This window comes from Methylobacterium sp. Gmos3 (assembly GCF_056430985.1).
Map to the genome: position 1 here is coordinate 152994 of NZ_JBWJYL010000009.1, position 11452 is coordinate 164445.

The window sequence follows — 11452 nt, forward strand, 5'->3', positions numbered from 1 at the left end:
GATCATCCGCGTCCCGGGTCCGCTGGAGCCGGGGCGGCCGAGGGAGCCTGACGCAGGCCCTCGGTCCGAGGAGCGGATGCGGCATGGCGACCGGCCATCTATGCATCCTCGTGGGTTGCTTTAATATCTTGCAAACTGCCGATGTGCAAGATAGACCGACGGCAGGGGCACGACATGACACCAGCAACGACCGGCATCAGGCTGAAGGCGCTGCGCGAGGCGCGCGGCCTTTCCCAAGAGCAACTCGCCCGGGTCTTCGGGTTCGAGAACAGACAGACCGTCGCCCAGATCGAGGCCGGCCAGCGCAAGCTGTCGGCCAAGGAGCTCGTGACGGCCGTCCGCGAGTTCGACGTCCCCCTCGACCACTTCACCAATCCCTACCTGATCGTCGGGGAGGCGCGGTTTTCCTGGCGTCGCGAGGGCGGCCTGGACGAGGCGGAGGTCAACGCCTTCGAGGCAAGGGCGGGCGAATGGATCGGGGCCTACCGCGAACTCGGCCGCGCGACCGGCAAGGGCGTCTCGCCTCTCAGGCACCGGTTGGGTCTCGTTCGCGGCAGCAGCTACGAGGAGGCCGAGGCCGACGGGGAGGCGGTCGCCGAGGCCCTGCGGCTTGGCCCGGTGCCGTCCGCGCGGCTCGCCGAGGCGATGCAGGTCGAGCTCTCGACGCTGGTGCTGATGGTCGATGCCCGACCCGGCATCTCGGGTGCCGCCTGCCTGCTACGGGACCTCGGCGCCGTCCTGGTCAACCGGAACGAACCCGCCGGGCGGCGCAATTACGATCTCGCCCACGAGCTCTTCCATCTCCTGACCTGGGACGCGATGCCCCCGGAGCGCATCGACGACGGGGTCGGCTCCGGCAAGATCCAGAAGCGCGTCGAGCAGATGGCGAACAAGTTCGCCTCCGCCCTCCTAATGCCCCGGGAGGTGCTCGCCCGGCATTGCGGGCCGGAGATCGACGCCGCGTGGCTGAACCGGACCGCAACGGCGCTGGGCGTCAGCGCGGTGGCCTTGAAGTGGCGGATGGTGAGCCTCGGCCTGATGGAGCAGGAGGCGGCGAAGGCTTTCGACGACCGGCCGCTCAGGAACAACGGCGCGACGGCGCCCCATGACGGTGAGATCCCACCGCTCTTCGGCAGGCCCTTCATGGAGGTGATGGCCGCCGGCATCGGGAAGGGGCTTGTCTCCGTCCGCCGCGTCGCCCGCCTCCTCGACGTGACCATCGACGAGCTCGGCGAGCTCTTCGCGGTGCACGGCATCCCGCGTCCCTTCGACATGTGAGACCGGTATGCCAGTGTATCGCGGCGCCGTGCTCATGGACGCGAACTCGGTCATCGAGGCGCATCGCGTCTCGGCGTGGGACGCGCTGGCCTCGCGCTACCGCATCGTGATGGTGGAAACCTGCGTCACAGAAACCCAGACGGGTTTCCAGCGACGGCGGCCGGAGAAGACCATCGACCGGGAGGCGCTCCTGGCGTCGCTGACCGAGTATCACCTCGACGACCTCGTGCGCATCATGGAGCTGCAACTCGATCCGACCGGGGTCTTCCTCGACGCTGGCGAGATGTCGCTGTGGGCCCATGCGCTGACGCGGACCGACGACTGGCGGATCTGCGGCGCGGACGAGGCGAGCATGAAGTTCGGCTTCGACCGCAAGAAGCGGGACAACCTCGTCAGCCTCGGCGGCCTGCTTGCGGATATCGGCCACCGCCCCGCGAAGCCGCTGTACCGGAATTTCGAGAAGGCGTGGCTCGACGCGCTGATCCACAAGCTCGTCATGAAGCTGCTCTGAGCCCGGAAGCCCTTCCCCCTATCCTCCACCCCGTCCCGGCGAGCCGTCATGGCCACCCGAACGCAGCCAGGGAGACCTGCCGTGAGCCAGATCAACCTCACCGCCGAGGAGAAGGCCGCCCTGGACGCCGTCGACGAGGCGGAACTGGATCGGCTCATCGACGGCGCCCTGGAGAGCGCCCGCCCGGACGCGCTGCGCCGCCTGCCGCTTTGGCGTTGCGGGCCCTACGTCGCCAACAGCTTCAGGAACTTCGAGCAGGCGCTGTCCCGCTTCGATGCGGCGAAGTCCTGGGCCAAGCGCGAGAGCACCGAGCAGGATGCCAGGCGGACCGGGATGAAGCTCTCGTCCGCCGTGTCGCAGATGAAGCATCGCAGGGAGGAAGAGGAGCGGCAGGGGCGCCTTTTCTTCGTCGACGACGGGATGATCTTCCATCCGGTCCGCCCGGCCAGGACGATGAGCGTCACGGTCCGGTACCGCTGGCGGGGGTCGGAAGCGGACCCGTGGACCCATGGCGCCATCACGTTCGGGTACACGCACGACCCCCGGCCTGATTACGCTCGGGAGGCGTCGAAGGCGAAGATGAGCGCGGCCCGTAAGCGCCGGGAGGAGGAGGACGAACTTCTCTACGCCTGGGAAAGGCTCCGGGATTCCGCGCTGTCCTCCGTCCACCGCTTCCTCAGCGACGGCGGTGACGGCGGCAAGATCCCAGAGGCCTACGCCGCGACGGTGGACGCGTACGACCGCAGGCTCAACAACCACAGCACCGATTTCTGGCGCGATGCGCCCAAGGCCTGATCGCCGGAGCGGCCCGCTCCTTCAGGACGAGGCTTTGGCCTGCCCCGGCCACGGGATACGGCCGCGCAGCAAGGTCGTCAGTCCGGAATGGCGACATCGGAACCTGCTTCCCCGGTCCCGGGCGCAAGCCGCCGATGGCCGCTGCACCGGCATGAAGGCAGTGCGAGCGACGCGCCGGGACGATGTGCAAGCAGCGATGCGTTGTAGGCGGTTTTTGCTTTTGCCTACAACGAATGGCGATGGAGTCTGACGACCCCTTCGATGCCTCCGCACCCGCACCCCACGGCATCGTCCCTCACACGAGGTATCGGGAAGTGCTACCCGATACCCGACCTCGGAGTCGCTTTCCGCGCCTCCGAGGGGGCTCCGTAGCGCGCGCTTAACCCCCTCCGGGCCATGGTCTCCCCGATCCAGGGAGCGCGCCCATGCCGTCGGAGTTCACCGTCTTCCACGTGGCCGACGTGCTGCTCGCCGCCGGGGAGCGCCCCAGCCTGCGCAACGTGCGCGCGAGGATCCCGGCCGGCGGATCGCCCCGCGACGTCTGCAAGCACCTGCGTGCCTGGCGCAAACGGCGCGGCTACGACGCCAGGCTCGAACCCACCGACATGCCCAAGGCCCTGCGCGACAAGGGGCAGGCGCTCGCCACCGAGATCTGGAAACAGGCCAAGCGCGAGGCCACCCAGGCCTTCGCCAAGGAGCGCGCAGCGAGCGAGGCCGACGCCGCCGACGAGCGCCAGGACCGGGAGCACCTGCTGGGCATGATCGAGACCCTCCAGGCGGAGAACGCCGCGCTCGCCGACCGCGCCAAGGCCGCCGAGGACGAGGCCGCCCGCCTCCAGGCCCGCCTGAATAAGGTCGAGAACCAACTCGACCGCTTCCGCGCCATGGAGTTCTGGGACCGCGTCATGCAGGAGATCTTCGAGATCATCCCCGCGGGAGGCGCCCTCACGCCGGCCGAGATCCTGCAGGAACTCAGGGGCGTGACGATCCGCGGCGCGGCCCTGCACAAGGAGCCGCTGAACCTCGCTACCCTCAAGAAGAAGATGGACGTGCGGGTCTCCCATAACCGCTACTTCGAGCCACGGGACGAAGGCCGGTACGCCCGCAAGGTCGGCTGAGGGCGCGGAGCGCGGGCGGCGTCGTCAGCCGCCGGCTCAGGCCATCAGCCGATGGGTGTTGTCCGCGACGAGCTCCCGGTAGCGCGCGATGACGTCGCCCTGGCTGCCGCCCGCCATCAGGGTGTTGGCGGCCTCCATCGCGGCCACGACCTTCTCTCCGACCATCGAGACCATCTCGGCCTGGCCCTCGGCGCCGCCCCAGGCGATCCGCACGAGGCGCAACTCGATGACCTTCTGGGCCTCCACGGCGAGGAGGAACGCGGCATAGAACGGGTTCAGCATAACGGCTCCGGTCGGACGGTCGCATCCGACAACGCTTCGAGGTGAGCCTCGTCACTGCGGACGATGACGCAGGCCGGGGCCGTCTCCATCACGTTGAAGTGCGCTCCCTCCGTCGGCCCGCCCGCAAAAGCCCGCAATCGCGACCTAGGCGGTGGTCACGGACCAGCGGGCAGGCGATGCCCTCGTCCCGAGCTCACGGCCAAGGTCGCACGGCGCTTGCGTCCGAAGGCTGGCCGCGGGCGGCCGGCGCAATCACGGACACCATGACCCAGTACCTCGTCAGGCGCGCCAACCTCCTCGTGCTCGGTGTCCTCATGGCCATCGTCGCCCTGGTCGGCGCGGTGACCTGGGAACGCCTCAACGCCTCGCGCGAGGCCCGGGAGTGGTCGCAGCACAGCTACCGGGTCCTCAGCACCACCAAGGACCTCGCCATCGCCCTGCGCGACGCCGAGCGTGGTCAGCGGGGCTACGTCCTCACGGGCCGGGACGAATACCTCGCGCCCTACGACGCCGCCCGCGACCGGCTCGGCCTGCTCCAGGGCGAGTTGCAGAAGCTGACCGCCGACAACCCCGTGCAGCAGGAGCGCATCCGCGCCCTGGCACCGGCCATCCAGCAGAAGCTGGAGGAGCTCGCCCAGACCTTGCAGGCGCGCCGCGACGGCGGGCTTGAGAACGCCCTGCGCATCGTCAACGGCGACGCCGGCCGCAACCACATGCGCGAAGCCGAGGCCATGCTCGACGGCATGCTGGCCGAGGAGCAGCGTTTGCTCGACGAACGCCTCGCGCAGAACGACGGTCGGGCGGCCTGGGTGCGCTGGATGGTCATCGCCGGATCGGCACTGGCCGTCCTCACGATGCTCTGGGCGGCCCGCCTCCTGAACCAGGCATGGTCGCGCTCCTACGCGACCGAGGCCGAGCAGCGGGCCCTGGCGCTGCGCCTACGCACCACCATCGACAGCCTCAGCCAGGGCGTCGCGGTGTTCGGCCCCGAGCGCAAGCTCGCGAACTGGAACGAGTGCTTCCAGGTGCTGCTCGACCTGCCGAAGGCCATGCTCCGGCCGGGCACCGCCTACGGCGCCTTCGTCGAGCACACCGGCGAACCCGGCCGCCCCGCGCTGGAGACCGAGGACCAAGTCCGCCACGGCAGCCGGAATCCACGCGAGGCGGTCACCTACGAGCGCGAGCGCGCCGACGGGCATCACCTGGAGATCCGTCGCACCCCGATGCCGGACGGCGGTTTCGTCCTGACCATCTCGGACATGACCAAGCGTGCCCAGGCTGAGGCCGTGCTGCGCGAGGCTCAGAAGATGCAGGCGGTCGGACAACTGACCGGCGGCATCGCGCACGATTTCAACAACCTGCTGCAGGTCATCCTCGGGAACCTGGAGTTCGTCCGGGCCAAGCTCGACGGCGACGCCAGGCTGCAGCTACGGATCGAGCGCGCGGCGTGGGCGGCCCAGCGCGGCGCGACCCTGACCGGCCAACTCCTCGCCTTCGCGCGCAAGCAACCGCTCGCCCCGGCGCCCGTCGACCTCGCCGCGACGATGCCGGACCTGATCCCGCTCCTGCGGCGCACGCTCGGCGAGCACATCGAGGTCCGCTACGTCGAGACCGCCGGCCTGTGGCCTGCCATGGCCGACCCGGCCCAACTGGAAAGCGCCGTCCTCAACCTCGCCCTGAACGCCCGCGACGCGATGCCGGGCGGCGGCCGGCTCACCATCGAGCTCGGCAACAAGGTCCTCGATGAGGCCTACGCCCGGGACAACGCCGAGATCACGCCGGGCGACTACGCCATGGTGGCGGTCTCGGACACCGGCCACGGCATGACCCCGGACATCGTCAGGCGCGTGTTCGAGCCGTTCTTCACGACCAAGCCCGACGGCAAGGGCACCGGGCTAGGCCTCGCCATGGTGTTCGGCTTCGTCAAGCAGTCGGGCGGACACGTGAAGATCTACTCGGAGCCAGGCGAGGGCACGACCGTGAAGATCTACCTGCCCCGGGCGGTCGGTGCCGTCGCCGCCGCGCCGCTCACCGGCGCGCCCGTCGAGTTGCCCCGCGGCTCGGCCACGGTGCTGGTCGTCGAGGACGAGGCGGGGGTGCGCGAGATCGCCTGCGCGATCCTCTCCGACCTCGGCTACCGGGTGCTGGAAGCCGTCGACGGCGAGGATGCGCTCCGGGTGTTCGGGACCAACCTCGCCTCGGTCGACCTGTTGCTCACGGACGTGGTCCTGCCGGGCAAGGTCCGCGGGCGCGAGCTCGCGGAACGGGTGCAGGCGCTGCGCCCGGAGGTGCGGGTGCTGTTCATGTCCGGCTACACGGAGAACAGCATCGTGCACCACGGCCGGCTCGACGACGGCGTGCACCTCGTGGGCAAGCCGTTCAAGCGCGAACAGCTCGCCCGTAAGGTCGCCGAGGTCCTGAAGGGTACCGCGGCGCCACCGGAGGCCGGGAACGTCGTGCCCCTGCGCCCGGTGAGGGACGCGGGTCCCTGACGCCGGCGGACTCCCCTAGCGCCCGTTGATCGGCCCGGGAGGCTGGGGCGCCGGAGGCTCGCCCGGCGGATCGCCTTCCGGCGGTGCCGGGTCCGGCGGCGGATCGCCGATGGGCGGCAACGGGTCGTCCCCTGGCCTCGGCGTATCGGACTGCATCATGACCCCCCACGTTCGGCTCCCGGAAGTGGAAGCGGACGACAACGCGCGGAGGTCCGCGATGTCCCGCGCGAGGTGAACTCCGTAGGGCTACCCGGAAATTCCGTGCCCGCGGGCGGACCTGCGCCGTGTCGACGCGTTGTCCGGCTCGTGGTTGTCCCACACCGGTCGCAAAGCTACTCACGCCCGCAAGCGGGGCCCCATGGACGAAGAGAACGAAAGGCTGCGCCGGCGCGAGCGCGAGCTCGAAGACCGCGTGGCGAGGCTTGAGGCCCAACTCGGCGACGGCCTGCGCCGGCCGGGCCAGGGGCAGCGGACCTCCGCGGCCTCCACCGACCTGCTGTTCACGGCGGCGGAGAAGACCCGCATGCCGCAGATCATCACCGACCCCAACCTGCCCGACAACCCCATCGTCTTCGCCAATCGGGCCTTCCAGAACCTGTGCGGGTACGACGCCGACGAGCTGATCGGGAGGAACTGCCGATTCTTGCAGGGGCCCGGCACGGACCCCGCCGACATCGCCAAGGTCCGGGACGCCATCGCGGCCCGGCGGGACGTCGTCGTCGAGATCCTGAACTACCACCGCGACGGCACGCCCTTCCGCAACGAGCTCTACGTCAGCCCCGTCTTCGATCCGGAGGGACGGCTCCGCTACTTCTTCGCGAGCCAGCTGGACGTCACCCGGTTCCGCACCACCGAGGGCGTGCTCGCCGAGAGCGAGGCCCGCTACCGGGCCCTGTTCGATGCCGTCGACAGCGGCCTCTGCGTCGTCGAGATGCGGTTCGACGCCGACGACCGGGCGGTCGACTACCGCTTCGTCGAGGTGAACCCGGCCTTCGCGGCGCAGACGGGCCTTCAAGACGCCGTCGGGCGCTGGATGACCGAGCTCGCGCCGGCCCATGAACGCCACTGGTTCGACACCTACGGCGAGGTCGCACGTACGGGACGACCGGTGCGGTTCGAGAGCGGCGCGGTCGCGATGGGGCGTTGGTTCGACGTCCACGCGCTGCGTGTGGGCGAGCCCGAACAGCACAGGGTCGCCATCCTGTTCAACGACATCACCGACCGGAGACGTCTTGAAAACCATCTGGAGGCCACCGCCCAGGAACGGGCCGACGAGCGCGACATGGTCTGGCGGGCCAGCCGCGACCTCTTCGTGATCTGCGGGTTCGACGGCATCTTCCGCAAGGCGAACGCGGCCTGGACCGAGACGCTCGGATGGGACGCCGCCGAAGTCGTCGGGGCGCGCTTCGATACGTTCGTACATCCCGACGACCACGCGGAGGCCACCGCGGCTTTCGAGAGGATCAGCAGCGGGCTCCCGCTGCACGACGTCGACGTGCGGGTCCGGACGAAGGACGGCGGCTACCGCTGGCTCTCCTGGAACGCCATCCCGAGGGGCGACCACTTTTATGCCGCCGGCCGCGACGTCACCGAGCGCCGCGCGCTGGAGGAACAGCTTCGCCAGTCCCAGAAGCTGGAGGCGGTCGGCCAGTTGACCGGGGGCGTGGCGCACGATTTCAACAACCTGCTGACGGTCATCAAGTCGTCGACGGACCTGCTCAAGCGGCCCAACCTCGCCGAGGAGCGCCGGGTCCGCTACGTCGGTGCCATCTCCGAGACAGTCGACAGGGCGGCCAAGCTCACCGGGCAACTCCTCGCCTTCGCCCGCCGGCAGGCGCTCCGTCCGGAGACCTTCGCGGTCAACCGCGCCGTGGCGGCGGTCTCCGACATGGTGGGCACGCTCACCGGCTCGCGCATCCACGTCGAGCTCGACCTGCCCGACCGGGAGACGCAGGATCTCTACGTCAACGCCGACCCCAGTCAGTTCGACACCGCGCTGGTGAACCTGGTCGTGAACGCGCGGGACGCGATGGACGGCGAGGGCCGCCTGCGCATCGGCCTCCGGCGCACCGGCCGCATCCCCGCGGTCCGGGCGCACCCGCCCCAACGCGGGGACTACATCGCCGTCTCGATCACCGACACGGGATCTGGCATCGCGCCGGAGAACCTGGAGCGCATCTTCGAGCCGTTCTTCACGACGAAGACCGTCGGCCAGGGCACGGGTCTCGGCCTCAGCCAGGTGTTCGGCTTCGCCAAGCAGTCCGGCGGCGAGATCACGGTCGAGAGCCGGAAGGGCGCCGGGACGACCTTCACCCTCTACCTTCCCCGTGTCGCCCCGGCCGCCGCCTCGGTGCCCGACGTGGAGCCGGAGGCGTTGGCGGAAGGCCATGGCACCTGCGTCCTTGTCGTCGAGGACAACCTCGATGTCGGGGCCTTCGCCCAGCAAGCGCTGAGCGAACTGGGCTTCTCGACGGTCTGGGCGACCGACGCGGAAAAGGCCCTGACCGAGATCGAGCGCATCCCGTTCCGGTTCGAGGTGGTGTTCTCGGACGTGATGATGCCGGGCATGAACGGCGTCGAGCTCGCGGGCGAGATCCGACGGCGACGACCGGACATTCCGGTCGTCCTGACCTCAGGCTACAGCGACGTGCTGGCAGCCGAGGGTACCCACGGTTTCGACTTGTTGCGCAAGCCGTACTCGGTGGCGGACCTGTCGCGCATCCTCCGTCGCGCCATCCAGGAGGCAAGGTCGAAGCCCTCCTGAGGGCGCGACCCCTTCGTCCTGCCGAAGCCCGGCGCCGAAATCTTCCATGAACCAGCGACGATGGGTGGACCCCAAACCACAAGACGGTTGCGCGCAACTCGTCTAGTCTACGATTCCGACACTCGCCCGAGAACATGCCGAAGCCCGCTCTACCGTCCCTGTTGCGCGATCCGGTCCGCCTCGAAGCGCTGGCGGCGACCGGCATCCTGGACACCCCGCCGGAGGCGGAATTCGACGACATCGCCCAACTGGCCGCATTGGTTTGCGACACGCCCGTCGCGCTCGTCAGCCTCGTCGCGGAAGACCGGCAATGGTTCAAGGCGCAGGTCGGTTTCCCGCTCTGCGAGACGGCCCTTAACGCCTCGGTCTGCGCATACACTCTGGCCGCTCCGGACCTCCTGACCATCCCGGACCTGACCGTCGATCCGCGGACCCGGGACAACCCGCTGGTGACCGGGGAGCCGTTCATCCGCTTCTATGCCGGAGCACCGCTACGGGACGCGGACGGGCAGGTGCTCGGCAGCCTGTGCGTCATCGACCACGAGCCCAGGCCCGGGGGGCTGACCGACAGGCAGGCGGACGCCCTACGACGCCTGGCCCGGCAGGTGATGACCGTGATGCGCGAACGGCGGCTTAACGCGGAGATGCGGACGACCCGCGACGCGCTTCGGACGTCCCAGGAGCGGCTGGCCTTCGCCTTCGCGGCGTCCGGCGGCCTCGGGTGGTGGGACTGGGACATCCCGGCCAACCGGCTCTACGCCGGGGAGCAGTTCGCCCGCATGTACGGCGTCGATCCGAATGAGGCTGCCGGCGGGGCGCCGCTCGCCGCCTTCGTCGACGGCATTCACCCGGACGACCGGGGCTGGGTCGGCGAGCGCATCCAGAACGCCCTCTATACCGGGGGCGAGTTCGGCGAGGAGTACCGCCTGCTTCGCGCGGACGGGACGCTGACCTGGGTGTACGCCCGGGGACGGTGCTTCCTCGACGACGACGGCAGGCCGCTGCGCTATCCCGGCGTCGCCGTGGACATCACCGCCCGAAAGCTGGCGGACGCGGCCCGCGCCGTAGGCGAGGCGCGGCTGAAGTCGATCATGGAGACCGTGCCGGTCGGTATCCTGCTCGCCGAGGCGCCCTCGGGCCGCATCCTGATGGGCAACCAGCGCCTCGCCGAGATCCTCGGCCACGACACGCTCTACGCCTCGTCGAGCGACGCCTACGGTGCGTTCGTGGCCTTTCACGAGGACGGTCGGCGGGTCGAGGGGCACGAGTATCCCCTCGCGCGCATCACCGGGGGCGAGTGCAAGCGTGCGGTCCTGGAGGTGCTGTACCAGAGACCGGGAGGTGCGCGGCGCTGGATCATGATTACCGGCGAGGCGGTCGAGGACGAGCGGGGCTCGACGGTCGGGGCGGTTTGCGCGGTCAGCGACATCGACGACCGCAAGGCCGCCGAGGCGTCGCAGGACATCCTCAACCGCGAGCTCAGCCACCGGCTCAAGAACACCCTGGCCATAGTGCAGTCCATCGCGACGCAGACCCTGCGCAACGCGGCGAGCCTGCCGGCGGCGCAGGAAGCGCTGGCGGCCCGTCTGGTCGTCCTCGGCAAGGCGCACGACGTCCTGCTGCTCGGGCATTCCGAGACAGCCAACGTCCGCGACCTCGTGCGGGGGACGCTGGCGCTGCACGAGGACAAGGCCGGTCGGTTCCACATCTCCGGGCCGAACCTGTTCATCGGGCCGAGCGCGGCGCTGATGCTCGGGCTGGTGCTGCACGAGCTCGCGACCAACGCGACCAAGTATGGAGCCCTCTCCACTGCGGCCGGCCGTGTTGACCTCGACTGGAGCGTGACCGGGGACGGGGAGGATGCCGATTTCCGGCTGGACTGGCGGGAGCGGGACGGGCCCCCGGTCGCACCGCCGGACCGCAAGGGCTTCGGCTCGCGCCTGATCGAGCGCGGGATGGGCGGCGGACGGGTCGCCATCGACTACCGGGTCGAGGGCGTCAGTTGCGTGGTGAGCGTGCCGATGAAGAGCCTGCAGTCGCGAGCCTGACGATAGGCCGACAGGGTGGCGGATCCCCTCCTGCGCTTTCGCCGGACAATCTTGGATGGCGAACTCCTCCAAGGCGTTGATCGGAAAGCCGCAGTGACGAGGTGTCGGTGCTTCGCTATCAGCCTCGCCCATGGACGATGCCGATTGCCGGGGGGCAGGCGAAC

Annotated in this window: 8 protein-coding genes; 7 read left to right on the plus strand and 1 reads right to left on the minus strand. The window is 69.7% G+C overall.

Translation table 11 applies throughout. From position 1 onward, the window contains the following. Nucleotides 1-174 precede the first annotated feature (174 nt). The 4 genes from ACS5Q7_RS19710 to ACS5Q7_RS19725 all read left to right on the plus strand — a co-directional run bounded on the left by ACS5Q7_RS19710 (nt 175) and on the right by ACS5Q7_RS19725 (nt 3702). Nucleotides 175-1278, plus strand: a complete 1104-nt coding sequence (locus ACS5Q7_RS19710) for an ImmA/IrrE family metallo-endopeptidase (protein WP_478340960.1) — start codon at nt 175-177, stop codon at nt 1276-1278. Between the two features lie 7 nt (nt 1279-1285). Then, nucleotides 1286-1789: a hypothetical protein gene (locus ACS5Q7_RS19715; protein ID WP_478340961.1), complete on the plus strand. Its 504-nt coding sequence runs from the start codon at nt 1286-1288 to the stop codon at nt 1787-1789. Nucleotides 1790-1870: 81 nt separating this feature from the next. Next, nucleotides 1871-2584 carry a hypothetical protein gene (locus ACS5Q7_RS19720; RefSeq protein ID WP_478340962.1) on the plus strand — a complete coding sequence of 238 codons (714 nt, stop codon included), beginning with the start codon at nt 1871-1873 and terminating at the stop codon, nt 2582-2584. A 425-nt stretch (nt 2585-3009) separates the two neighbouring features. Further along, entirely contained in the window at nt 3010-3702 is a 693-nt protein-coding gene (locus tag ACS5Q7_RS19725; protein ID WP_478340963.1) for a DNA-binding protein, read from the plus strand. A 36-nt stretch (nt 3703-3738) separates the two neighbouring features. Here ACS5Q7_RS19725 and ACS5Q7_RS19730 read toward each other — a convergent pair whose 3' ends face one another. Beyond that, nucleotides 3739-3984 (minus strand): hypothetical protein, encoded by a 246-nt coding sequence (locus tag ACS5Q7_RS19730; RefSeq protein WP_111473378.1) that lies wholly within the window; start codon nt 3982-3984, stop codon nt 3739-3741. 263 nt (nt 3985-4247) lie between these two features. Between ACS5Q7_RS19730 and ACS5Q7_RS19735 the strand changes: the two genes are divergently transcribed. The 3 genes from ACS5Q7_RS19735 (at nt 4248) to ACS5Q7_RS19745 (ending at nt 11288) form a co-directional block, all read left to right on the plus strand. After that, the gene (locus ACS5Q7_RS19735) at nt 4248-6476 is read left to right on the plus strand and encodes a CHASE3 domain-containing protein (RefSeq protein WP_478340964.1); all 2229 of its coding nucleotides are present in this window, start codon (nt 4248-4250) and stop codon (nt 6474-6476) included. A 358-nt stretch (nt 6477-6834) separates the two neighbouring features. Beyond that, nucleotides 6835-9240 (plus strand): hybrid sensor histidine kinase/response regulator, encoded by a 2406-nt coding sequence (locus tag ACS5Q7_RS19740; protein ID WP_478340965.1) that lies wholly within the window; start codon nt 6835-6837, stop codon nt 9238-9240. A 134-nt stretch (nt 9241-9374) separates the two neighbouring features. After that, complete coding sequence (locus tag ACS5Q7_RS19745) at nt 9375-11288, plus strand: HWE histidine kinase domain-containing protein (protein WP_478340966.1); 1914 nt, start codon at nt 9375-9377, stop codon at nt 11286-11288. Nucleotides 11289-11452 lie beyond the last annotated feature (164 nt).